The following is a 24,128-nucleotide window of genomic DNA, read 5'->3' as shown; positions in this document are numbered from 1 at the left end:
CTCGGGGCTTGTAACCTAGAGAGAGACTTGATTTTATTTATTATATGGGCCGAGTTGGATTTGAACCAACGTAGGCGTAGCCAGCGGATTTACAGTCCGCCCCCATTAACCACTCGGGCATCGACCCCTTTGTTTCCACGGTTATTAATCCTATCACAGATTCTCCTTATTGCAACAAAACCAAAAATTTTTTTGCTAGGGAGAAGATTTCCTAGATTGTATAAGCAGATTGCAGAGCCCAAATAATAAGCACAGCAATACTCCCAAATATCAAAAATGAGGAGATAGCAACTAACTTAGGACTGTCTGCCCCTTTAAACTTCATGATTCCGCGATTTAAATCTGACATATCTAATTCTCTCTATAGACTAAATTGCCTTAAACAATAGGCGATCGCAAATGGTCGGCTATCGCCCATCATTACGATACAATTGTAATTCCGATCATTATTAGGTGTCAGCAAGCAATAGATTTATTTCGGGATCAAACTTTATCATTTTAAGGATATATTAGGTTTTGTATATCTAGTTAACCAAGATTGAGTCATAGATTGTAATTGGTTTCTTTCAAATTCGTTAATTCCTAGAGGATCGAAACGATAGCGGTAATGAAGTTGCACAATTACTTGTAAATCATTGATTAAATCAGGAGAGATCTGGTTGTCTTGTTCTAATTGTATTAGCCAATCATGCCAAGTTTCATTCGGATGACGAATAATTTCTGACTCTTTTAACGCTGTTTCAATCAGATAAATTTCCGAGTCGATCCCCCAACGTAGATCTTCTGTCCTATCTTTTAGACGGTCAATCCGTTTGATGCCCTGACGAATCTTAAACTGACGCAGCAATATAAAGCCCAAAGGGAACATTAGTAACCAGTATAGATAAGCTGCTTCTCCTGACTTGATTTGTGAAATTAAGACAGCTAGTTTAAAACTAGCCCAGGAAAATAGATCTTGAAGGAATACTAATTGGGACGAGTTGGCATCTTCCATGGCAATCCAACTACTAGGAGTAGTATCAAATTCTCGCCAGGCGTCATTTAGATATACTAATGTCCAAGCATGGGAGTTACGACTGCGGACAATAAATTGGTTTTCCCAGGGACTATATTCATGGACTGAGTAACCTATGACATAACGAGTAGGAATCCCCAAATCCCTTAATAAAAGTGCCGTGGCAGTAGCAAAATATTCGCAATGGCCATAACGATGATCTAATAAGAAAGCAGCAAGCACAGTGCGATTATTTTCTGGCGGCGCTAAATCAAGAGAGTAAGTAAATTCGGTGTTAAAAAAATTGGTAACTTTCTGGAGAATTTCGGCAGGTGATTTGTCTTGTAGATTCAATTGCGCAACTATTGTGTCGATCGCAGCTTTTTCTTGAGGAGGTATTTGCAGATCCTCTTTTGTCGGTTTACTATCTAGAGCAAAGTCCTGGCTATACTGAACCTGATAGGACACTAGTCCTGGTTGAACCTCCACTTTTACCGTGCCATATTGATTTTTTTCCATAGCATCCCCGGGTAATTGGCTGATTTGCCTTGTCCCTTGGGGAAGATTAAGAAAACTGTGTCCTTGGGGGAGATTGGTAGAAATGGTTACAGTGGCAATGTCCTGTGAAGTCTTGCTAATATCATCAGTCTTTGTGGCTAAAGCCCAATTGGTTGTACCCGATGTTGATGGGATAGGCGTAAATTCTGAATTGACCCCAACCCAAGTTCCTGCTTGATATTTGTTGTAGCTGACTCTTCGTAAGAGCAATGATTCCCGCAATAAGGTTGGCAGTTCTTCCGGCTCTGGTTGGACTCGAAATAAAATTTTATTTGTCAGTTTTACTGAGCCAATATCTCCAATGGCAGTTGTTCTCTCCGTCGGATCGTCGTAATGATGATGATGATGGTAAAGCTCACTGAGAAATTCCATCGTTTTATGTTGCACAACACGATGTAGACGATAAAGAGCGAGATGCCCCAAAAAACCGATACTTCCTGCAAGTAGCATTAGAGAAATCCAAACTAGAGGCGAAAATCGCGAAGAGCGCCGCAACCATAATGCAGCAGTGCAGAGTAAAAACATCCCCAGGTAAAATGCGATTCCTCTAAGGTTTCCGGCACTGGCAGAAATGAGACAAAGAGCAAAAAAAGGATATGTCAGGTTAACTGCGATCGGTTGATGTTTGCGGAGAAAGTAAAAAAACATCCGAATATCAATGCGATCGCTGACAGCATAGGCTTGGCCAGCTAAAAAGGGGAAAAATATTACAGGCAACCATGTAAAGAATTCAAAGATCCAATAAACAGAACGATTGGCAGTAATGATATAGAGTAAAACTCCTACGAGCAGCAAACCAGCTAGTTTACCGATTTCCATAAATTCTTTGGTGGATAAGGTCCATCTCCATCGCAGAAAATAGGATGCTTCGTATACTAACGCCATCGGCAAGGCAAAAAACCATAATCCTGTTTGCCAACCCCAAAACATGATTGTGATGCCGAGCATAAACCGTGGCATTTTCATCACTGCTACATTACTCCCAAAAACTCTGTCCTTGACTCCTGTTGCTCTAGAGTTCCCGGAAGTCTTTTCTTTCTTTAATTATCTGTATTACTTCCAGAAATTGCTCCAGAATAGACAGAGCCTCTTTGGGCATCAAGAGTGACGATCGAACCTTCTCGAATAAGTTCGGTTGCTGATTTGAAACCAACAATTACAGGAATTCCTAATCGCAAACCAAGAATGGCGGCATGACTAGTAAGATTATCTTCCTCGGTAATAATTCCGGCTGCTTGACGAATAACCTCAATAAAACCAGCATTAGTTGAGGGAGCGACTAGAATTTCACCAGAATTAAAATCATTAAGACTGCGAGGACTACTGGCAACCCTCGCAACTCCACTAACCGATGTTTGACCAATTCCTGTGCCGCTGCCCAATACAGCTTGTACTAATTCCACTTTAATCAAGTCTGTTGAACCCGCAACCCCCTGCAAAGTCCCTGCCGTCATCACGACTAAATCTCCTGCTGCCAACCAATCTTTCTCCCGAGCCACATTAATTGCTGATTGGAAAGTCTGGGAAGTAGAAGGCAAATCGAGAACTAATAGGGGTTTGACTCCCCAGACAAGCTGCAATCGACGAGAAACATTGACTTGGGGAGTAATGGCTAAGATCGGGGTTTGGGGGCGAAATTTGGAAACATTACGAGCAGTGGAACCAGTTTTAGTTAAGGTCATGATAGCTGCTGCATCTAACTGTTCTGCTATTTGACCTACCGCAGCCGAGATAGCATTGGGCACAGACCATTTACTGCGCGAATCAGGAGGAATACGAGCTTGCTCTTGCTCAATACGTTGGGCAATACGGGCCATAGTTTGGACTGCGGCAACGGGATGATTGCCGACAGCCGTTTCATTGGACAACATAATGGCATCTGTTCCATCAAGAATCGCATTGGCAACGTCTGAGACTTCGGCACGAGTGGGGCGGGGATTATTCACCATGCTATCGAGCATTTGGGTAGCAGTGATCACAGGAATCCCGAGTCTATTAGATGTGGCAATCAATTGTTTTTGGAGAATGGGTACATCTTCTGCGGGTAATTCAACTCCTAAATCTCCTCTGGCTACCATAACGCCATCACAAAGAGAGAGAACTGCTTCCATTTGCTCGATCGCTTCATGTTTTTCAATTTTTGCGATCACAGGAATAGATTTGCCGGCACCAGAAATTAGCTCTTTAATTTCGAGAATATCTTGGGGATTGCGTACAAAACTTAAAGCAATCCAGTCTACACCTTGATCGAGCCCGAACATCAAGTCATCACGGTCCTTTTCGGTTAAAGCTTTGACTGAAAGATAAACTCCAGGAAAATTAACTCCTTTGTTGCTGGATAATACTCCTCCAACTACGACGCGGCAATGGAGGTTTTGCTTTTCGGTATCGATTTTCTCTACTTTCATCTCGACTTTGCCATCATCAAGTAGAATCGTGGCATTTTCGGGAACTTCTTGAGCTAGATTTTTATAACTAACATAACTAATCGTGTGATCGCATTCCACTTCGCGACTAGTCAGAATAAATGGATCTCCTTCTGCCAGAGAAATTGTGCCACAGGCGAATTTTCCGAGACGAATTTTTGGCCCTTGTAAATCTTGTAGAATACCTACGGGTTGATTGAGTTCAAAAGCTGTTTGACGAATGAGGCGAATCGCTTTTTGATGATCATTTTGTGTCCCGTGGGAAAAATTAATCCTCAAGGTAGTAGCCCCTGCTTGGATTAACTTTTTTAAAACTTCTGGCTTGAGGGTAGCTGGTCCTACAGTTGCCACAATTTTCGTTCTACGAGGAGTTTTTAGCGATCGCATTAGTATTCCTTTAGATATCAGCACACAATACCGAAGGACAATTATACTCCAATACAAGTAACAATAAAGAAGTAACAGAATAGTTAGTTTCTGAATATCTTTTAATCTTTAAATAACAACTCAAATATAATTATATGACTTTACTTACTCGCGAGGAAATTCTACGGCAAATTGCCCAGGGAAAATCTTTTTATCAGGCCGAATTAAGCAAAATCAATCTAGAATCGGCAAATCTAGATCAAGCCCAATTTCCGGAGGCTTATCTTAGAGGTGCTAATCTGAGCCAAGCTTCCTGCAAAAAAACCGATTTTACGAGGGCCATCTTAAGATTTGCTCAGCTTGTAGATGCGGATTTGACTGGAGCCACTTTAACTAAAGCTGAACTAAATAGCGCCTATTTAAAAGGAACTAATATTACTGAGGCAGAAGCGACTAAAGCCAAGCTGTTTAGTGCTAACCTTGACTCTCTTAACGCCACCTCCGCAATTTTAACGGGAGCGGATTTGCGAGATGTTGTAGGCACAGCACCCAATTTTAGTCAGGCAAATTTGGAAGAAGTGAATTTTACGAATGCTCGACTAGAGCATGCCAACTTTAGTAATGCTTCTTTGCGAAAAGCGATCGCAGTGCAAACAAACTTTACCCATAGTATTTGGCAACAAGCGAATTTAGCAAAAATGAATTTTAGCCAGAGTTTTTTGCTAGAAGCTAACTTTAGAGAAGCTAGTTTAACGGATGTAAATTTTGCCAATGCAGATTTGAATTTAGTAAATTTTGCAGAAGCAGAATTGTTAGAAGCAAGCTTCAAAAATGCCAAATTAGAATTAGTCGACTTTACAGATTCATCTTTGTTAACAGCTGATCTAGAAGGAGCAACTTTCACCAAGGTCAATTTCACTCGTGCCATGTTACAAGATGCCAATTTTGAAAATACTATTTGGCAAGAAGTAAATCTAGTCGATTGCAATGTGGATAATGCAGTCTTTAGCAATGCCCAAGGTTTGACCAATGAGCAAAAGCAATGGCTGAAAAAAAATGGGGCCTTAAATGTTCCAAAATAAAAGTTAAGCACAAAACACCTTTAGTTTTTTCTCAATCTCAGTAACCAATTCCTCTTGAGAGTGAGAGTAGGTCAATTGTAATAAAACATTGGCGAAATCTAATACAGAAGAGCGATCGCAAATATTTTTTAATTCTTGATAATTGATTCCACCAAAAATCTCGTGGCTAGCGTTGACAAGAGCAGGAACAAAGTTATCTTCCAGATATTCTTGCCAGTCTTGAGGATAGATATAATGAGCTTTTTTTCCTAGCTTATTGCGTTTTTGAATAGATAGGAGACTATTGATTATCGATGATCTCCAGGACTTAGTTATCCGTTTTTCTACTTGAATTTTAATTAAATGAATTAGTAGGATCACCAAAAATGACTCCAAGTTTCTAATTTCGCTTTGTCTTCCCATTTCTTCTAATTCTTCAACTATAAGCAAAGCTGATTCGATTTCCCCTGCTAATAGGTGTTTTTTGATCTCTAAAATTTCCAGCATTGTTCTCTCTTTTTTTGTTTACCGTGCTCAAACTTGGAGCATGAAGTAAAATTAGTAGCTATTTATTAAATACAATTTTCAGATATGGTCTCATTTTTCTATTGTGACAAATTCCCGTCACTGCTTTAATGTTTATTTGCGAACTTAGCATAATCCTTAAGTAGGATAAAACTTGCACCAAAATAAAGCGTTCAATTAATTAAAAAATGTTTGAATTACTAACTTTAGGCTGCGACGAAAAGCTTGAAATAAAGTTAATTTAATTGGTTGCATTAAATAACAGATACGCGATCGGGCAAAATTCTTAGATTAATTGCCTTAAGTTTATATATTTAGGTTATTATGATTGAATCTAATTGATTTACCTCAAAAATAAGACCAGCCTACAATTATCCAGTCAGTTAATCTGTTTTACAGAATTTAACTATTAATTTTTCCGAGAATGTTGCATAATATGAGTGTAGACATGTCTAACAAAGCTAATATATTAAGCGAAACTTAGAGTCTTTATAAAAAGGAGTTTAAATTATGTTTAAGCACAATCGTCAATTTTTTGGAAAACCTGAATTGCTACAAATCAATCACAATTCATTTAATTCCAAAGATCTTAAGGTAATCGAATATCGTCAACCGAAAGTGCATCTTATTGGAAATCTAGAAAAAGTTCAAGCCAATTATGCAGGAAGTCAAACTGATGCTAGTAGAAATTTCTATTACAATTAAATAGAGAGGCTATTCTGCGTAAATTAAATCTTCTAAATTTTTCCATCTCCTACAATCAAGCATTTTTCTTGGATCTGAGGGTTTATGTTGTGTTAGTTTATCAATGAAATTCTCGTTTTTATATTCATCCTTTACCCATTCACCACCAACCCATTTACTAAAATAAGTTGCATACTCCCAATAACATGCCGACTTAATTTGGTCTTTTCTCAAATTAATTGCCCATGATAAGTTGGCATTCTTCAGGTTTGCATTAGTAAGATCAGTCAGTTTAAAGTTAATCATACTAAGATCTGCGTCCTCAAGTCGAGAGGAACTCAAATTAGATTTAATGAGGGAGGCTGATCGTAAATTTGCACCTTTAAAATCAGCTTTGCTCAGATTAGCTCCTATCAGGTTGGCTCTTTCGAGTTTAGCTCCCTTAAAATTGGATTTACTAAAATCTGCTTTTTGCAGTGAGGCTGACGTTAAATCAGCGCACTCAAAATTAACATTAGGACTAATCGAAGTTGATTTATTAGAGTTAACCTCTTCAAGATCAGCACGAATAAGCACAGCCCCTTGAAGTTTAGTATCAACGATGATTGCGTTATTAAGGTTTACGTCACGAAGATAAGCATTTTCGAGATCGGTATTGAACAGATATACTTTAGCAAGATTTGCTCGGCTAAGAATAGCACTTGACAACATAGCGTTGTTAAGAATAGCACTCCTGAGATTAGCACCGTTCATTTTTACTTTTATTAGCTGAATGCCAGTTAAGTCATTTTCGCTTAAATCTATTCCTTCAATTCTGGTAAAATCAATCCCCGATAAAATGTTGGTATAAGGATTACTCAGGCTATAACTTTTTTTATTATATGCTTCAAGAAACTGGTTGATGCACTGCGATACTACAAGATTGAATCCCAATACGACTTTTTTGTCTGCCAATAATGTTCTACTTCTGAAGCCCAATTTTGAGTGTCTTAGAAATTCTATTACCGCTTGCCGTCTATCTTTATCCTTGAGCAAAAAAAGCACATGAGGAGTTTTTGCCTGAACTATACTTCGGTGCGATAAAATTGCAGGCATATTATTTGATGAGTCTTCCGATAATAAGGGTTTTTGTTCCAAAACACTTGTCATATTCGAAATATAGCTTGAGATAACTGCTTGTTCATAGCGCTGAGCGTTATGTTTGTCTTCTATATTTTTGTTAACGAAAACCAAGATAACAGTTACTATTAAGCCTAGCGGAGTTAGCAATGTCTGAACCCACCATTTCCACTCTTGAGGTTGCGCTGATGGAGAAATCATTGAATACAGTTTTTTTGTTTTTTGAGACCTTTAACAACTAATAATAACTTAAAAAGGCTATTTCTAATTATTGGAATCCCTAAGATAATTCCACTTCTCACAGTTAATTGGAATTTTGGGATCTGAAGCTTTATCTAGCATTATTTCTCCAATCTTTTTTTCATTCGCTTCTTTATCTTTTGCAAACCATTTTTCCTTATCTTTATCCCAATCTGCATTAGTATATATTGCCTTATCCCAATCACATGTTGATTTAATTTTTTTGTTCGTTAAATTAAACACCCATGCTAAATAAGCCCCATCCAGATTAGCATTACTAAGGTTTACTGTTTTAAAGTTATTGACACTAAGGTTGGCCCCCTCAAGATTGGAGCCACTAAAGTTTGCTTGGTTAATTGATGCCGATTTCAAATTAGCACCTTTTAAATCTGCTTTGCTAAGATTAGCTCCTTCAAGATTAGCTCCTTCAAGATTAGCTCCTTTAAAATTAGAACCAGTAAAGTCTGATTTTTTAAGTGAAGCCAAATTTAATTTTGCACATTCAAGATTAACATTGCTAAGATTCTCTTCTCGTATAGCTGCTTCTAGATCTTGTATAGCTATTTCTAGATCTTGTATAGCTACTTCTAGATCTTGTATAGTTGCTTCTAGATTTTGTATAGCTACTTCTAGATCTTGTATCGTATTTGTTAGGCTTTGCTTAACCTTTCCAAGATTCTGTTTAACTTTTCCAAGATCAATATTAATCAGGTTGTCTTCTTTTTTGACTTTTTCTAGATTGTTTATAATTTTTTCTAGATTCTGTTCAATTTTTTCGAGATCGATATTAATCAGGTTGTCTTCTTTTTTGACTTTTTCTAGATTGTTTATGACTTTTTCTAGATCAATCTTACTTAGGTTGTTTTTCTTGTAAAACTTGCTATCTTGAGAACGCGTAAGTTTACGACCTCCAAGATTGGCTTTATTCATTTCAGCGCCTTCAAGATTAGCGCCCTTAAGAATTGAAGATCTCAAGTTTACTCTGTTAAGGTTAGCATTCTTAAGATTAGCATTCTCAAGGTTAGCCACAAGCAAATAAGCTTCCGTTAGATTTGCTCCGATAAGAAAGGCATTTGAGAAGTTAGATGAACTCAGTTCTGCTCGCTTTAGATTAGCTCCATTCAATTTACCTCTTTGTAATTGAATAAAACTTAAGTCATTTCCGCTTAGATCTATGTTTTGGATTCGTGTAACAGCTAAATCATGTAAAAAACTAGATCGGTCAAATTCATAATTATTGTTAACCTTGCTACTGTCCTTATCATCCTCTATAGCCTCGCATAATAGTTTATTGGAAGTGTCGAAACTCAAAGGCGTTTTTCTTTTACGTTGTTGCGTTTCCCTCTTAAGAAAGCCTAAGTTTGAATCTCTAAGAAATTCTATTATAGTCTGCCGCCTAAATTCGTCGCTTAAAATATAGAGCGCATTAGAAGTTTTTGTTTGCACTAGTGTTTTAGCTTCTACCAATAAATAACGATCTACTTTACGATTTTTGTTTTTTTCAATCTCCTTTGCACTATAAATAGTAGCTGAAATATCTTTTACTATTTTAGCTATTTTTTTGTATCTTTTTAGATCTAAATCATTGCCATATCCCTTAATTGCTTCTGCTTCTATGATGACTAAGATATTCTCTAGTTTTTCAGAAGATAAAATTTTTTGTGTTAGTTCTTCTATCTTTTTTTGTTCGAATCCTTGTTTGGAATTTATTCTTTTTGGGATTTCTTCTATGAGCTCATCCAAGAGCTTGCCTAGTTCGACTTTCTCATCATCTATTGTTGCTTCTATTTCAAGTTCCTCTTGAAAAACCTTTAGGATTTTGTCTAATTTTTGAAAGTAAAAAATTTTATTTAAGAATTTCTCTAAAATTCTTTCTAATCCAATTTCTAAATCATGTAATTTATTTTCTACATCCTCTAATTTAGTCTCTTCCACCTTCTCTAGACTCTTCTTCATCCCCTTAATATCGTCCTCGTACAAAAAATTTGACAGTGACATTACAATCCTATTCTCTAGTTGTTGGTTACTGGGTTTTACCTCCAATTTTTGTCTGATGGATACTAGATTGTCTAATTCATCTTTTATTTTTTTGTTAAAATTGCTGGCCTCTTTCTCTGTCTCTTTACCCCACTTAATCAAGCCTTCTACTCCTTCTAGATTAAGCAAAATATCTTCCATTTGCAGCAAATAATTTTCTACTACTGTTCTCTCGATATTGTTTTTATCGATATCTGCTTGATTCGTGAATGTTGTCCAACTTGCAACGGCAGCTAATATAGTAGCTCCAATGGGAACCCCAGCTGTTTCAAAAAACCATGTCAACCAATGTTTTTGCTTAGTATTCTTTTCAACAAGCTTAGTGATTTTATTGAGAGCTTCTTGCGGAGTTACGTTAGGCATGACAGTATAGGTTTTTCCGTTTGGAACTGCTAATAAATTTAATATCTATAATTAGATATACTCCATAAAGACTACCAAGTATTAACTATTTACTTTTCTTATACAACCTTAATACTTTGTAAAAACAGCGTTGCAAAACATTTCTTTCCCAAAGTGTTTTGAGAGCATTCCAATAAATTAACCGAAATGGGAACATTGGCAAGTTGAATAGCATCTAAAAAGTTAACTGCCATTTTGAGGAAACATTTGATCACATGAAGGAGAAATAATGTATTTAGCTTTATTTGTTTTAGCTTTAAGAATTGTTTGTCAGCTTACTAAATATTACACTTTAGAGATAGAAACTTCGTAAAATAACCAAGCTGAGTGCAGTCAATATTCATCTTAACTTGTGAAAATAACTCCTGAACTGATCATGTTATAATTTAGTCATAAAAAGAAAGTTTTATGGTTATCTCATCTATTATTTTTTTATAGTCATTGATAGCTTATTATTTGTTATTTTTTTGATTGTATGCGGATAATAAATGATGCCTTGATTCGAATAAAACCGCTTAGATATAATACAAATTTATGCAGTAGCTAAACCATAACTGTAAAATAAAAAAAGCAATTTTTCTTCAAAATCTTAATATTTAAGTGGGTAAAATTTTCGTTTTTTTTACTTTTACCTCCAAAAATAAATTGTTGTCAATTAATGGAAATATTAGTTATCTTGAAGGTCACAAATAAATATGTTTCATTTTCCACTTGCCTAAAGCAATTTATAGGGGGTACCCATGTTTAAGCACAATTTAAACTCAAAAAAAACCTTAAGATTATCATTAACCGATTCCAGTAGCCAAAAAGGCTACCTTGCTCCACAATTGATTTATTTAGGCTCCATGAATGTAGTTCAAGGATACTATTCAGGAAGTTATTATGATGGTTCTAGCTCATGGTTTTTCTATGGTTAAATAATACTCAACATATACGCTGTGCATTTTAACCCTAATTTTCTTGGATGAACCTTACTAGAAAAATGATGCAAGTAATAGACAAAGATAGCTTGCCCAAAGTCTTGATGAGTAACAAAGTGACGAAATATAGTCTCAATCAGGATGTATACTTATTCTTTCAAGATGAGGTTGCCCAACTTTTAGATTTTCGACATGGACAGTTTTATGGTTTAGATTCTATTGGGACTTTGATGGTTTCATCAGTTCTAGAGCAAGGTGAAGCAGAGACAGTCAAAAGTATAGCTCAATCCTTTGGTGTGACTGAAAAACAGATAAGCGTTGACTTAGTTCAACTTTTACAAAATTTAGAACAAAAAAAGCTCATTATTGCGCATAACAAAGAAAATAATTTCTTCTTTCAATTGATTAACAATCAAAAAACTAAAGCAGTTAAAATAGGCGAATCTACCTTTATTTGGGTTTGCAAGAAAATAAGCGTAACTACTCATCAGTCATTAAACAAATCACAAACCCCTAGCCGTCAAACAATAGAACTATTATTAACACTTAGTTGGATTAGCTTTCGCCTTTTAGGATGGAGTCGCACCATCTCACTATGGCAAAATTGGCATCAGCATTCAGAGGAAAACGAGACTTCAGATCATCAAGAAGTTATTAAGGAAGTTGACCAAGTAGTTCGTGAGGCGGCAGCCTGGAAATTATTTTTGCCAATGGTTTGTAAAGAACGAGCCTTAGTTGGGTATCATATTCTTCGCACCTTTTATGGTTTACCTGCAAACTTAATTGTCGGCATAGATCACTATCCTTTTCAGATCCATGCTTGGGTTGAATGTAATGACATGATTGTGACCGACGACCCAGAACATTGCGAACCTTTTATTCCAGTCATTAGACATTCCTGAAGGTAATTACTCACTCGGTATTTTATTCTGGCAAATATTCAGTCTCTAGAATTTCTTCCGTTGTGAAGGGGCATTGCTCAGGAAAATTATTGATCGATAATCCAGTTTCATCGGCTGCTAGTTCCTTAGCATCCTGGTAACATTCAAGAAAAATTTTAGTAAAATAGGGTTTTAAACTAGGACTATTTCTAAATGCCCTTTTGATGCGCTTACGATGTTCTCTGATACTGGAACGCCAACTATTAGAACGCTTAGACGGTTGATAACGGTATTTAAGCAGATGCATCAGTACAACTTGTAAATTGCTAAATAATGCTTCCTTTTCCCTTCGACTCATCCCCTCAAGCTCTTCAATAAGGTCCTCAAAATCTATTTCATTCAGTTGACGCTCCCGAAGTAACTTAGCAGTTGTCGTCAGCCATAAACAATAATCTTGTTCATAAAGAGTTTTCAGGTTATTCTCAGTTGACGGTAATTGAGTAGTCATCTTTAGTTTCGAGAAATAGTATACCTAAAGTTTAAATTAAAACTATGAGAATCGGATTTGAAGTTGTTTTAAAAGCAGACAGAAAAGCTGAATTTAATTTATTTCCTGCTCAGCAACTTCCAGGACTATCCCTGATTACATTTGCCCAAGACCCCACAAAAGATCTCAAAGTGGTATTAATGGGACGGATTTATTATCAGGACAATCTGAAAAATCATTTTCCCGAAGCATTTCAGCAAGACTTAACTTCAGATGCCGATCTTATCTTAGCTATCTTTCGTAATTATAGGTTTAAAGGACTAGAACAACTTGAGGGCGAATTCGCCTTAGTTATTTTCGACCCGAAGCAACAATGTCTTTTGGCACTAAGAGATTCTCTAGGAAATTACCCACTATATTGGTTTAGCGATAGTCAAACATTACGAGTTAGTACTAATCTGCAATCACTCGCAAAACAGAGTCCACACTCCTCAATTAACCAAGATTTTCTGGCCTCGTTCTTAATGTTTCCCTATGCTTATACTGAGCTAACAATTAAAAAAACAGCTTTTAATGGTATTCAAAGACTTCTTCCTGGAACGCTTTTAGAATTCTATCCTAATGGAAATACTAATAAAATCTGGTCTTGGGACTGGCTCCAACATATTCAACCCATTGAAAATATTGCATTGCCTGAAGCAGGTTCCCAGTTTACTCATATTTTTCGACAAGGCATTGTAGAACGCAGTAAATATGGCAAGATAGCTTCTCATTTATCGGGAGGCATGGATAGTTCTTCTGTAGTCTGCATTGCTCGCGATCGCCCATCTCCAAAAAAGCTAACTACTCTTTCTTTGGTTTATAAAATAAGGAGTCTGGTGGGTGAAACAGATTATATTCAGATGGTGCTCGATCAAGGTGGCATGATTGACTCTCATTATCTCGATGGTGATGCTGCTGGAGACTTTCAGTGGTTTAAAGAGCAAATACCCGAACATGATGAACCATATCCTGGCCTATTTCATCTAGCTATGGAGAAAGTTCTCGTAGATTTGGCATCTGAGCTTGGAATATCAACGATTTTCACAGGTGGAGGATCGGAGTTAATTACCGAAGGCAATCGTTATCATTTGGCTGATTTAATTAGTCGAGGGAGTTGGAGCAAAGCTCTACAAACAGCTCGTCAATGGTCTCAAGCCAAAAATCAAAGCCTTTGGTCTATCTTGTATCAATTAGGCATTGAGCCTTTACTTCCTCTGGTATTACGAGAAGGTATTCCCACAGCAATGAGGAACGGTTACGGAAGTTGGCCTAAACTCGGCTCATTTGATATTCCACCTTGGGTTCTACCCGATTTTGCTAAAAACTATGGGATGCGAGATAAGGCAGCCGCAATCGTACGCCAACTTAGTCAGTACCCTATCGAACAATCTTTCAATTTACTCGGCCTGAGAGCTTCTGTTGGTAATTGGGCTTCTTGGTATTTGGCTGCTCCATTGGGAATCCATATCAGTGAACCTTTTCTCGATCGCAGATTAATTACTTATTGTCTAAGTCTCCCGAGAGAATTGCGGGAAGTTCCTGGTGTTCCCAAGCCCTTACTTCAAGAGGCCATGAAGGGAATTTTGCCTGAGCCCATCCGCACTCGAAAATATAAGCGTAATTTTAATGAAGTCTACTGGAAAGGATTATCACGCAACTTGTCTTACCTTGAAGAGATGGTTCATCAGTCGGCAATAGATGAGTTGGGTATCTTTGATAAATCGCGTTTAATTGAGGTGATGCGAGAGCATGCGATCGGCATTGGTGATGTCCGAAGTGGTAGTCGGATTAGTAGTTCTTTAGCTTTGATTGCTTGGTTTGATCGCATGACCAATGATCGATAAGTTAAAAGCTCATAATCACTGGTCAGACGAAGGCAGATAGCAGAAGTAAATTTACAATAGGTAAACCAGGATGAATAATACTAGCCAAATTACATCGACAAAATGCCAATAGATTTCTGCTGCTTCCACACCAAAATGACTAGCACTGGAATAATGCCCTTCCTCACGCGATCGCCACAAAACAGAAAGGATTAATAGTACTCCCACAGTCACATGTAAACCGTGAAATCCAGTTACCGCAAAAAAGCAACTAGAAAATAAATTGGTAGTCAAACCAAATTCGGCGTGGAAATATTCATATCCTTGTCCACATAAAAAGGCAATTCCCATCAAAGCTGTGATGCCAAACCAGAGTTGCAATCCCGCAACATCATTTTTCTTGAGGGCCACTTGCCCTTTGTGCATCACAAAACTACTAGTAACTAGAATTACAGTATTAATAATCGGAACAAGTAATTCCAATTCCGGCGTACCTTCCGGAGGCCAGACAGGAGCCATGCTGCGATAAATTAAAAAAGCAGCAAATAACCCCAGAAAAGTCATACTATCTGAGATGAGAAACAGAAAAATTCCAAACATCCGATGATCTGGATGCCCGTGGTGACCTGAATCTTGATGACTATCTACAATAACCTGTGATTGATCTAAAGCAGAACTTTGCATATCTTCGTTGATTATTAACTCTTGATTACTAACTGACTTGTCCTTGTTATCCCACGGAGATGGGACGAATGGGGACAACTGATAACTGTTAACTGTTAACTGATAACTGAAAAGTTAACTGCCGCTTCCTACCTCGGCCAACATATCTTCGACATCTTCTTCCATATCGAAACTCTCGCTATCAATCCCATAATCATAAGGCCCTGCCCATAGAACAGGCTCTTCTTCAAAATTTTCGATAATTGGCGGAGAAGAAGTCTGCCATTCTAAAGTGAGAGCGCGCCAAGGGTTACGAGGTGCTTTTTCTCCTTTAAAGACACTCCAAACAATATTGATCACAAAAGGAATAGTCGATACTGCCAAAATATAAGACCCAATAGTAACTAGCTGGTTAATCCCAGCAAATTGAGGATCATACATTGCGACACGACGATTCATTCCTTGTAAACCCAAAGAATGCATCGGTAAAAAAGTCAGGTTGAAGCCGACGAAAGTTAAGACAAAGTGAATCCTACCCCAAGTTTCATTGACCATGCGCCCCGACATTTTGGGAAACCAATGGTACACCCCAGCAAATAAACCAAAAACTGAGCCCCCAAATAGCACATAGTGGAAATGGGCAACGATGAAATAAGTGTCATGAACATGAATATCAAAAGGAACAGAAGCAACCATGACACCACTCAATCCACCAATCAAGAAGGAAGAAAGAAAACCAATCCCAAAAACCATAGCGCTATTGAGACTTAATTTTCCGCCCCAAAGAGTAGCACACCAACTAAATACTTTAATTCCCGTCGGCACAGCAATAATCATAGTTGTAGCCATAAAGAACATCCTTAACCAGCCAGGAGTCCCACTACTAAACATATGATGGGCCCAAACAATTAGACCTAGAAAACTGATGGTCAGACTGGAATAGGCGATCGCTCTATAGCCAAAGATTGGTTTACGAGCATGAACTGGCAAAACCTCAGATATAACCCCAAAAAACGGCAATATCATGATGTATACAGCGGGATGAGAATAAAACCAGAACATATGTTGGTAAACAATCGGATCTCCCCCACCCATTGGGTTAAAGAAAGACGTTCCAGCAATCAAATCCATAGAAAGTAGGATTAGCGCTGCTGCTAGTACAGGTGTTCCAAGTAATACCAATGCTGAAGTTGCCAGCATTGACCAGCAAAATAAAGGCATACTATGGATATCCATACTAGGAATGCGCATCTTCAAAATTGTGGTGACAAAATTCATAGCTCCCAAAATTGAGGAAGTCCCCAAAAGCAGCAGACACAAAATCCAAATTTCTTCCCCCCAAACACCACTTACAAGACTAAGAGGGGGATAAGATGTCCAGCCAGATTGGGGTGCGCCGACGAAGAAGCTACATAGTAGCAAAATGCCCCCGGGAGGAATCATCCAAAATGCTACGGCATTAAGTCGGGGAAATGCCATATCTTCAGCGCCAATCATTAGAGGAATCAAAAAATTGGCAAAAGCAGCCCCCGCAGGAAGAATCCAGAGGAACAGCATAATTGACCCATGCATGGTCATAAATTGGTTATAGACCTCTGGTTGTAAAAGATCAGGGTCTGGGGTAGCAAGCTCGGTGCGCATAACCTCGGCGAGAATCCCACCGACAAAGTAGAAAAAGAAGCCTGTAACTAAATATTGAATCCCGATTACTTTATGGTCGGTACTAAACCCAAAGTAATCTTGCCATTTTCTTTGGGGATGTTCGATTGCTATTTCTGACATTATTAATTAATAATTGAAAATTGACGAGCGACCCTGCGGATTTTCAATCCGCTAAGGAACGCGCGAGTTGAAAATTGAAAATTGCTTACCCTCAAAATGGGGAAGTATTGATAATTACTAACTTTTGACTTTTGACTTTTGACTCTTGACTTTTAAATTTGCTACGTCTCCAGGAGTATCAACTAGGGCAAAGGTATTATCTTGAATCCATTGATCAAAATCTTCCGGACTATCTACAGTCAAAGTTGTTTTCATGCCACCGTGAAAAGCTCCACAAAGCTCGGCGCAAACTACGGGATAGTTACCTAAACGATTGGAGGTAAACGTTAATTGCACTTCTCGCCCAGGAATCACATCTTGTTTGAGACGAAATTCCGGTAGCCAAAAGGCATGAATGACATCACTTGCGGTCATTTTCAATTGCACAGGACGATCCACCGGAATATGAATTTCTCCTGAAATAACTCCACTTTCTGGATAGGTAAAAATCCAAGCATATTGAAGCCCCAAAACTTCAACAACTAAAGGTTCCACATTAGGATCGCTGGCAGGTGAACTTCCTAATCCGAGGGCAATATAGTCATTATCAGGATCGAAAGCGACCAATTGCCCATGATCGTGATGTTCATGAGCCAGTTGGGGGCCACCATGATCCATTGAGGCCATAGGATCTAATCCTCCCATCGCGTTATAGACTTCAAAGCTATAGATGGCGAGAATAAACACAATCACTGTTGGAATCGCTGTCCAGACAATCTCTAGAGGGACATTCCCCTCTACAGAAGGCCCATCGCTGGTGTCTCCTTCCTTGCGACGAAATTTAATCACGCAATAGATCAAAACCCCTTCTATTAAGAGAAATAGACCTGTTGCTATGGTCATCATCAAATTAAAGAGGTCATCAACCTGCTGTGCAGTTTCTGATGCAGCAACAGGCATTAGTCCATGGTTTTGGCCATACCAAAGGCTAATCAAGGTCAGGATAACACCTGCTATTAAAGTAATAATATTGCTGGGAACGTTCACGGATTTTTCTGAATTTGGTAGTGGTTTAACTATGATATAGGGACTAAATTAGAGAGGTAATAATGAATGAATGTAATTACATAAAATTGCAGTTCAACAGCCAATCTCGTCCTTGTACTAGGGTAAGACAAACTAGCAGTAAGAAATTGTATAACAGTACTATTTCTGTCAATTCTTTGGATTTTTTTAAGATCTTTTTATTTAATTTAAGGAACAATGCTTAATGCATTTTGAAGAAAAATTGGGGGAAAATTAATCTTTTCTTTAGGTAGTATGTACTTTTGTAACTCAATTTTTAAAGCAATCTGAAGAATGTTCGAAACGGTACATATACTCACAAAGTCTCGTTACAGTGATAAGGAAAGAATTTTAAATTTAAATAGCAATATTTTCTTCATCATAAACCAACTGATAATTCATAATTTCCATGACAGAATCGTTCTTTCAAAACCCACAGCAAAAAACTATAGATACTGAAGCGACACCACAAACTTGGATTCGTCGCTTGGTGTGGAAAATCGCGATCGCGACTCTGTTGTTGATGGCTGTCGGTAGTGCGACCAGAGTGATGAATGCGGGTTTAGCTTGTCCTGATTGGCCCCTATGCTATGGTCAATTGGTTCCGACTCAGCAGATGAATCTCCAAGTATTTTTGGAATGGTTTCACCGCCTGGATGCATCATTGATTGGCTTCAGCGCGATCGCCTTATGTGGTTTGTCTTGGTGGTGGCGCCAAGAGTTACCTTCCTGGGTACCCTATGCCGCCACTGTTGCCCTCGCTAGCATTATTATTCAGGGAATTTTGGGAGCTTTAACTGTAACCCAATTACTGCGATTCGATATCGTAACTGCCCATCTGGCAATGGCATTGCTCTGTTTCTGCATTTTGATTGTGATTGGCGCGAGTTTAACTCCTGTGACCAGTAATTTCACTGTTCCTCGAACCCTGGGTGTTTCGGGCTTAATCGCAGCAACTCTGATCTATGTACAAAGCTTAATCGGTGGTTTAGTCGCTTCTCGTTGGGCATTACATCAATGCTTTGGCAATTCCCAACTTTGCAATGTGATGAATAGTCACATTATTGGGGTGGTTCCGCCAACTCTGGCGATCGCATTTCTTTGCTGGCGAGCTTATCGAACTCCTGGGTTACCAAAAAATCTCAAAATCCTCGCGATCGCCGCTGGGAGCTTAGTCATCTTACAAATATTGCTGGGGATCGCCACTTTCTCGTTGCATCTCCAAGTTGAACCCCTCACCGTAACTCACCAGGTGATCGGGGCAACTTTGCTCGGAGTTCTAGTCGCTTTTACTGTCCTAGCATTTCGCCAACACGGCAGAGGGGAAACTTCATCCTCATCCTTTATCCCTGATCCTTCATCGTTTAGTAAGAACTCGTAACAAGGAATACCAAAAAACAGCAATTAAGAACTAAAGCTTAAAAATAGGCTTAATTACCTATTAGTTGGGCTTAAATACAAAGATAAAGCATTAAAAGCTTCATATTAATCGCAATTTGAGAAGAGAAAAAATTTATGCTCGGCACTAATACCGCCCGTCAAAGTCAAAACATACTCGAAACAATTACTAGTTATTATCAACTCACCAAGCCCAGGATTATTCCTCTGTTGCTGATAACTACTGCCGCGGCAATGGCGATCGCCTCATCAGGAAGAATTCAACCTTTACTGTTATTAATCACCTTAATTGGGGGAACCCTAGCCGCAGCTTCTGCCCAAGTACTCAATTGCGTTTACGATCGCGACATTGACTATACGATGGTGCGGACAAGAAAGCGCCCTCTTCCTTCTGGCAAAATTCAACCTCGCAACGCTTTAATCTTTGCCACTGTTTTGGGCATACTCGCTTTTTCCATTCTCACTGTCTGGGTAAATCTGTTGGCGGCTTGTTTGGCGATGTCGGGGATTGTCTTCTATATGTTGATCTATACCCATTGGCTAAAGCGCCATACCACGCAAAATATTGTGATCGGTGGTGCGGCGGGGGCAATTCCGCCCCTCGTTGGTTGGGCTGCAGTAACAGGCGATTTGAGTGTGGCTCCTTGGATTATTTTCCTGTTGATTTTCCTCTGGACTCCCCCCCATTTCTGGTCTTTGGCACTGATGATCAAGGATGATTATGCGCAGGTGGGCGTACCTATGTTACCTGTGGTAGCTGGAGAAGAAGCGACGGCCAAGCAGATTTGGCTTTATAGTTTACTGACTGTCCCTTGTAGTTTGTTGTTAGTCTTTCCTTTAGGAATTTCTGGCTTGTTCTATGGTGCGATCGCAGTTTACTTGGGATATGGACTATTGCGGAAATCTTGGCAATTGAAACAAGAACCCACAGATAAACAATTAGCTCGTTCTTTGTTCAAGTTTTCGATCCTTTATATGATGTTGTTATGTGCAGCAATGGTGGTTGACAGTTTGCCAATGATTCACGATTTAGTTACGTTATAAATTAAATCTTTTCTTTTGTGGGATGGGTTGAGCAGATTGATAATTCTGGTATTTTGCCGATAAATTTTGATTTCTGTCGTAACCCATCATTTGTTTTGTCCCGCGCAAAGACGTTTACCCAGCTCCGGGTTCTGGGCAAAGACGCAGAGAGAATTTTTGGGAGCTTTGTTCTCTGTTACAAAAAGAGCTAAAAGTAGATTTTAAGGGTCTTTTGGTGGCCTTGGGGAAAGGTGCAGTTAATGTTAGTTTTTTGCAGTGGGATGACTTAGCCGAAAATGGAGTTGAACTTTTATAATCTTTAGGACTAGAAACTAAGCCGGAAGAGATTGCTGGTTTGATGGTAGTTCGTTCGATGAAGCAAGCAATAGCTAATCTGATTAAAGAGTATGAGGCATCATTACGAGAAAAGCCTGAAAATTTAGGGGCTCATCTTCAGGGCGCTAATCTTCAGGGGACGATTTTGGAAGGAAAAGATATTACTGAAATTACGAAAGTAAGAGATTAATTCAGCAAAAAAATCCGGGTTTTAGGCGATCGCGTGAGACAAGGCGCTAAGCGATCGCGTTTTTGAGAAAGAATCATTCAGGTGATCGCTGCTAGATTTAAGATGATGTGCTCGCTACTACTTAATATATTGCTGTTTATAATTAGTTTTATGAACTAAATAATAGCGATTATGATTAATACGAAAGAATTAGCTTTAAATTACATTACTAATGAGTCAGGGGAAAAAACCGCAGTTATTTTACCTATTGCTCAATTTGAAGAACTACTAGAAGACATAGAAGATTTAGCGATCGCAGCAGAAAGACGGGATGAATCAACCACTAGCCATGCAGATTTACTTGCTGAGTTAAAACAAGATGGCATCATATAAAATTGAGTGGAAGCAGTCAGCTAAAAATAGAAATTATCAAAGTTGGTCATCGTCGAGAAATTTATCGTCAGAAGTAGTTATTAATATAGCGATCGCGTTTTGGCAAAGAAACTGAATGAGTCTAGCGCTCGCTGTAGAAATTAAGAAAATACGCTCATTTCAAAATTAGCTTCCAACTATAGAATCTCTGCTCTTTGCGAGTTGCTTTTCTTGCGCTAATAATAATACTAAGAACTCAAAAAAAGTTGCATCTTTTTGGATGTATCTGTGGTAACTATGCAATCTCCTATCATTACCAGTCCCTTGGCCAGTTTTCTCCAACAACCAAATATTGAAGCTTCTCCTGCCTGGGAATTTATCAATGGGCACCCCCAGCAAAAGCCGATGCCAACTCTGTTTCATTCTCGCCTCCAGCGCAACCTAGTTAACGCGATCAACAATCAAACCAAAAAATACGAAGCTATCCAAGAACTTCGGTGCATCGTGCCCCCGCTATCACCCGTGCCAGATATTTCCGTTGTTCAAAGCAGCCGCCTCTCAGAAGAAGACGGCCCACTCCAGGGTTCCCCAGATTGGTTAATTGAAATTCGCTCACCCGATCAAAGCACCTTAGAACTCCAGAAAAAAATCCTGCACTGCTTGAGCAAAGAGACCCAGCTTGCCTGGCTCATCGATATTCAGCGACAGCAAATCTGGGTTTGGCAGAACCAAGAGCTTCCATTAGTTTATGCTGGAGTCGATCCCCTTCCCACCCTGAATGATATTCGTGACTTTACAGTGAAAGCTGTCATTGCAATGGCTAAGCAGCGATAAACATCTTTGTTTAGAACTTAAAATCAACTTTGCCCGAAAAAATATAAACTTTATGAAAATCGCGATCGCACAATTAAATCCCACCATCGGCGATATAAATCATAACGCTCACCAAATAATCACCGCCGCAGAAGCAGCAGCCAGCCAAAATACGAGACTATTACTTACTCCTGAATTATCTCTTTGTGGATATCCGCCCCGAGACTTGCTGCTCTATCCGCGTTTTATCGATGGGATGACACAAAAACTAGATGCGATCGCACAAAATATACCTACTCAAATTGCTATTTTAGTCGGAACAGTCACCGCAAATCCCCAGGCCAGAGCTAAAGGACAAAAACCCTTATTTAATAGTATGGCCTTGTTAGAAAATGGCCAAGTCCAACAAATATTCCATAAACGCCTCCTCCCCACCTATGATGTTTTTGATGAAGATCGGTACTTCCAAACAGGAGATGAAGTTAATATTTTCAGCTTAAAATTGCCATCCTCTTCTAGTGCAGCAAAAAACTCAAGTCTCAATATTGGAGTTACGATCTGTGAAGACCTATGGAATGACGAAGACTTTTGGGGTCAACGCAATTATGAAATTAATCCCATTGCCGATTTGGTCGCATCAGGAGTTGATCTGATAGTAAACCTATCGGCTTCTCCTTTTACTGTGGGCAAAAATAAACTACGGGAAGAGATTTTGCATCATGCGGTAACTCGTCATCAGATTCCAATTATCTATGTCAATCAAGTAGGTGCCAACGATGATTTGATTTTTGATGGCAATAGTATTGTTTTAAATAAAGAAGCTCAGATCTTAGCTCGTGGTAAAAGTTTCGAGTCAGATTTAATAACAGTGAAATTAGATGATAATAAAAATCTTGTCGACCCAGAGACTAATAGCATTGCACAAGAAATAGAGCAGCAAGCAGAAGCGGAAATTTTCCAAGCCTTAGTTTTAGGAGTGCAAGACTACGCAAGAAAATGTGGTTTCACTAAAGTATTACTTGGTCTGAGTGGTGGTATAGATTCAGCCCTGGTAGCTGCGATCGCGACAGCTGCAATGGGTCAAGAAAATGTTTTGGGTGTACTGATGCCATCCCCCTATAGTTCTGAGCATTCAGTGACAGATGCGATCGCCCTTGTAAAGAATTTAGGCATTAAAAGTCACAAACTCGCAATCCAAGAAGGCATGACAGCTTACGACCAGATCTTAAAACCGTTGTTTGCCGATACCGAATTTGGGGTTGCCGAAGAAAATATTCAGTCACGGATACGCGGCAATCTCTTAATGGCAATCTCCAATAAATTTGGTTACTTGTTGTTATCCACAGGGAATAAATCCGAAATGGCAGTCGGTTATTGCACATTATATGGAGACATGAACGGAGGTTTAGCCGTAATTGCCGATGTCCCGAAAACCAAAGTCTTCGATATTTGTCGTTGGTTAAACCAAGATTCTGAGATTATCCCAGTAAACATCATCAATAAACCTCCCAGTGCGGAATTAAAACCAGGACAAACAGATCAAGACTCCTTACCACCCTACGAAATACTAGATAGCATACTCGATCTTATTATTGGCCAGCATAAGTCAGAAGCAGAGGTCATCGAAGTAGGATATGAACCAGCCATAGTCAGAAGAATTATGAAACTGCTTTCTCGTGCTGAATTCAAGCGCCGACAAGCAGCACCAGTGTTGAAAATTACGGATCGTGCTTTTGGGACAGGTTGGAGAATGCCTATTGCTAGTAAATGGCTGATTGAAAATTGACGAGCGACCCTGCGGTCAGACCCCGCGCCGCCGTCAGGCGCAAGGGAACGCTGACCAACGTCAGTTCGACGAATTTTCCTTTTGATTAAATTTCCCAAGTTGAACCACGAATTAATAGGCTTTTCCCTAGACCCCCAAATCCCTAAATCCCCAAATCCTTATTCAGAACCAGTAAAT

General features: G+C 38.9%; 19 protein-coding genes and 1 tRNA gene. 10 read left to right on the top strand and 10 right to left on the bottom strand.

The window, feature by feature from the left end; all coding sequences use genetic code 11:
- Window positions 1–45: 45 nt before the first annotated feature.
- From XEN7305_RS06495 to pyk, 3 genes are all read right to left on the bottom strand, one after another.
- Window positions 46–127: transfer RNA gene (locus tag XEN7305_RS06495), tRNA-Tyr, on the bottom strand.
- A gap of 366 nt (window positions 128–493) precedes the next feature.
- Complete coding sequence (locus XEN7305_RS06485; protein ID WP_238568946.1) at window positions 494–2,512, bottom strand: transglutaminase family protein; 2,019 nt, start codon at window positions 2,510–2,512, stop codon at window positions 494–496.
- Window positions 2,513–2,592: 80 nt separating this feature from the next.
- Window positions 2,593–4,365 (bottom strand): pyruvate kinase, encoded by a 1,773-nt coding sequence (gene pyk, locus XEN7305_RS06480; RefSeq protein ID WP_006508568.1) that lies wholly within the window; start codon window positions 4,363–4,365, stop codon window positions 2,593–2,595.
- Window positions 4,366–4,499: 134 nt separating this feature from the next.
- On the opposite strand from pyk, the gene XEN7305_RS06475 reads away from it, so the two are divergent.
- Window positions 4,500–5,426: a pentapeptide repeat-containing protein gene (locus XEN7305_RS06475; protein ID WP_006508567.1), complete on the top strand. Its 927-nt coding sequence runs from the start codon at window positions 4,500–4,502 to the stop codon at window positions 5,424–5,426.
- 3 nt (window positions 5,427–5,429) lie between these two features.
- Here the strand turns inward: XEN7305_RS06475 and XEN7305_RS06470 are convergent, their stop codons facing one another.
- The gene (locus XEN7305_RS06470; protein WP_006508566.1) at window positions 5,430–5,912 is read right to left on the bottom strand and encodes a DUF29 family protein; all 483 of its coding nucleotides are present in this window, start codon (window positions 5,910–5,912) and stop codon (window positions 5,430–5,432) included.
- A 528-nt stretch (window positions 5,913–6,440) separates the two neighbouring features.
- On the opposite strand from XEN7305_RS06470, the gene XEN7305_RS06465 reads away from it, so the two are divergent.
- Complete coding sequence (locus XEN7305_RS06465; RefSeq protein ID WP_006508565.1) at window positions 6,441–6,635, top strand: hypothetical protein; 195 nt, start codon at window positions 6,441–6,443, stop codon at window positions 6,633–6,635.
- 9 nt (window positions 6,636–6,644) lie between these two features.
- Here XEN7305_RS06465 and XEN7305_RS26455 read toward each other — a convergent pair whose 3' ends face one another.
- On the bottom strand, window positions 6,645–7,934 hold the full coding sequence (locus tag XEN7305_RS26455; RefSeq protein WP_006508564.1) for a pentapeptide repeat-containing protein: 1,290 nt from the start codon (window positions 7,932–7,934) through the stop codon (window positions 6,645–6,647).
- 63 nt (window positions 7,935–7,997) lie between these two features.
- A complete protein-coding gene (locus tag XEN7305_RS26450) occupies window positions 7,998–10,373 on the bottom strand; it encodes a pentapeptide repeat-containing protein (RefSeq protein ID WP_006508563.1) in 2,376 nt (791 codons plus the stop codon).
- 1,021 nt (window positions 10,374–11,394) lie between these two features.
- On the opposite strand from XEN7305_RS26450, the gene XEN7305_RS06450 reads away from it, so the two are divergent.
- A complete protein-coding gene (locus XEN7305_RS06450) occupies window positions 11,395–12,234 on the top strand; it encodes a lasso peptide biosynthesis B2 protein (protein WP_006508560.1) in 840 nt (279 codons plus the stop codon).
- A gap of 22 nt (window positions 12,235–12,256) precedes the next feature.
- Here XEN7305_RS06450 and XEN7305_RS06445 read toward each other — a convergent pair whose 3' ends face one another.
- Window positions 12,257–12,721 carry a DUF29 domain-containing protein gene (locus XEN7305_RS06445; RefSeq protein WP_006508559.1) on the bottom strand — a complete coding sequence of 155 codons (465 nt, stop codon included), beginning with the start codon at window positions 12,719–12,721 and terminating at the stop codon, window positions 12,257–12,259.
- 44 nt (window positions 12,722–12,765) lie between these two features.
- On the opposite strand from XEN7305_RS06445, the gene XEN7305_RS06440 reads away from it, so the two are divergent.
- Window positions 12,766–14,586, top strand: a complete 1,821-nt coding sequence (locus XEN7305_RS06440; RefSeq protein WP_006508558.1) for an asparagine synthase-related protein — start codon at window positions 12,766–12,768, stop codon at window positions 14,584–14,586.
- A 51-nt stretch (window positions 14,587–14,637) separates the two neighbouring features.
- Here the strand turns inward: XEN7305_RS06440 and XEN7305_RS06435 are convergent, their stop codons facing one another.
- The 3 genes from XEN7305_RS06435 to XEN7305_RS06425 all read right to left on the bottom strand — a co-directional run bounded on the left by XEN7305_RS06435 (window position 14,638) and on the right by XEN7305_RS06425 (window position 18,036).
- Window positions 14,638–15,249, bottom strand: a complete 612-nt coding sequence (locus XEN7305_RS06435; RefSeq protein WP_006508557.1) for a heme-copper oxidase subunit III — start codon at window positions 15,247–15,249, stop codon at window positions 14,638–14,640.
- A 114-nt stretch (window positions 15,250–15,363) separates the two neighbouring features.
- Window positions 15,364–17,010 carry a cytochrome c oxidase subunit I gene (ctaD, locus tag XEN7305_RS06430; protein WP_006508556.1) on the bottom strand — a complete coding sequence of 549 codons (1,647 nt, stop codon included), beginning with the start codon at window positions 17,008–17,010 and terminating at the stop codon, window positions 15,364–15,366.
- A gap of 117 nt (window positions 17,011–17,127) precedes the next feature.
- The gene (locus XEN7305_RS06425; RefSeq protein ID WP_006508555.1) at window positions 17,128–18,036 is read right to left on the bottom strand and encodes a cytochrome c oxidase subunit II; all 909 of its coding nucleotides are present in this window, start codon (window positions 18,034–18,036) and stop codon (window positions 17,128–17,130) included.
- A 427-nt stretch (window positions 18,037–18,463) separates the two neighbouring features.
- Here XEN7305_RS06425 and XEN7305_RS06420 point away from each other — a divergent pair, with 427 nt between their 5' ends.
- From XEN7305_RS06420 to XEN7305_RS06400, 6 genes are all read left to right on the top strand, one after another.
- The gene (locus XEN7305_RS06420; RefSeq protein WP_006508554.1) at window positions 18,464–19,435 is read left to right on the top strand and encodes a heme A synthase; all 972 of its coding nucleotides are present in this window, start codon (window positions 18,464–18,466) and stop codon (window positions 19,433–19,435) included.
- Window positions 19,436–19,569: 134 nt separating this feature from the next.
- On the top strand, window positions 19,570–20,496 hold the full coding sequence (locus XEN7305_RS06415) for a heme o synthase (protein WP_006508553.1): 927 nt from the start codon (window positions 19,570–19,572) through the stop codon (window positions 20,494–20,496).
- Between the two features lie 337 nt (window positions 20,497–20,833).
- The gene (locus XEN7305_RS28930; protein ID WP_006508552.1) at window positions 20,834–21,001 is read left to right on the top strand and encodes a hypothetical protein; all 168 of its coding nucleotides are present in this window, start codon (window positions 20,834–20,836) and stop codon (window positions 20,999–21,001) included.
- Window positions 21,002–21,172: 171 nt separating this feature from the next.
- Window positions 21,173–21,373: a hypothetical protein gene (locus XEN7305_RS06410; protein WP_006508551.1), complete on the top strand. Its 201-nt coding sequence runs from the start codon at window positions 21,173–21,175 to the stop codon at window positions 21,371–21,373.
- Window positions 21,374–21,649: 276 nt separating this feature from the next.
- Window positions 21,650–22,186 (top strand): Uma2 family endonuclease, encoded by a 537-nt coding sequence (locus XEN7305_RS06405; protein ID WP_006508550.1) that lies wholly within the window; start codon window positions 21,650–21,652, stop codon window positions 22,184–22,186.
- A 52-nt stretch (window positions 22,187–22,238) separates the two neighbouring features.
- A complete protein-coding gene (locus XEN7305_RS06400) occupies window positions 22,239–23,951 on the top strand; it encodes an NAD+ synthase (RefSeq protein ID WP_006508549.1) in 1,713 nt (570 codons plus the stop codon).
- Window positions 23,952–24,128: the final 177 nt, after the last annotated feature.

Source organism: Xenococcus sp. PCC 7305 (genome assembly GCF_000332055.1).
GTDB lineage: Bacteria > Cyanobacteriota > Cyanobacteriia > Cyanobacteriales > Xenococcaceae > Xenococcus.
Note: the sequence above shows the minus strand (reverse complement) of the source record. Positions and strands in the feature narration are given on the sequence as shown.

Coding starts and splice junctions, on each gene's coding strand:
- XEN7305_RS06485 (WP_238568946.1), bottom strand. CDS start 2,512: ATGCCACGGTTTATGCTCGGCATCACAATCATGTTTTGGGGTTGGCAA.
- pyk (WP_006508568.1), bottom strand. CDS start 4,365: ATGCGATCGCTAAAAACTCCTCGTAGAACGAAAATTGTGGCAACTGTA.
- XEN7305_RS06475 (WP_006508567.1), top strand. CDS start 4,500: ATGACTTTACTTACTCGCGAGGAAATTCTACGGCAAATTGCCCAGGGA.
- XEN7305_RS06470 (WP_006508566.1), bottom strand. CDS start 5,912: ATGCTGGAAATTTTAGAGATCAAAAAACACCTATTAGCAGGGGAAATC.
- XEN7305_RS06465 (WP_006508565.1), top strand. CDS start 6,441: ATGTTTAAGCACAATCGTCAATTTTTTGGAAAACCTGAATTGCTACAA.
- XEN7305_RS26455 (WP_006508564.1), bottom strand. CDS start 7,934: ATGATTTCTCCATCAGCGCAACCTCAAGAGTGGAAATGGTGGGTTCAG.
- XEN7305_RS26450 (WP_006508563.1), bottom strand. CDS start 10,373: ATGCCTAACGTAACTCCGCAAGAAGCTCTCAATAAAATCACTAAGCTT.
- XEN7305_RS06450 (WP_006508560.1), top strand. CDS start 11,395: ATGATGCAAGTAATAGACAAAGATAGCTTGCCCAAAGTCTTGATGAGT.
- XEN7305_RS06445 (WP_006508559.1), bottom strand. CDS start 12,721: ATGACTACTCAATTACCGTCAACTGAGAATAACCTGAAAACTCTTTAT.
- XEN7305_RS06440 (WP_006508558.1), top strand. CDS start 12,766: ATGAGAATCGGATTTGAAGTTGTTTTAAAAGCAGACAGAAAAGCTGAA.
- XEN7305_RS06435 (WP_006508557.1), bottom strand. CDS start 15,249: ATGCAAAGTTCTGCTTTAGATCAATCACAGGTTATTGTAGATAGTCAT.
- ctaD (WP_006508556.1), bottom strand. CDS start 17,010: ATGTCAGAAATAGCAATCGAACATCCCCAAAGAAAATGGCAAGATTAC.
- XEN7305_RS06420 (WP_006508554.1), top strand. CDS start 18,464: ATGACAGAATCGTTCTTTCAAAACCCACAGCAAAAAACTATAGATACT.
- XEN7305_RS06415 (WP_006508553.1), top strand. CDS start 19,570: ATGCTCGGCACTAATACCGCCCGTCAAAGTCAAAACATACTCGAAACA.
- XEN7305_RS28930 (WP_006508552.1), top strand. CDS start 20,834: ATGGTAGTTCGTTCGATGAAGCAAGCAATAGCTAATCTGATTAAAGAG.
- XEN7305_RS06410 (WP_006508551.1), top strand. CDS start 21,173: ATGATTAATACGAAAGAATTAGCTTTAAATTACATTACTAATGAGTCA.
- XEN7305_RS06405 (WP_006508550.1), top strand. CDS start 21,650: ATGCAATCTCCTATCATTACCAGTCCCTTGGCCAGTTTTCTCCAACAA.
- XEN7305_RS06400 (WP_006508549.1), top strand. CDS start 22,239: ATGAAAATCGCGATCGCACAATTAAATCCCACCATCGGCGATATAAAT.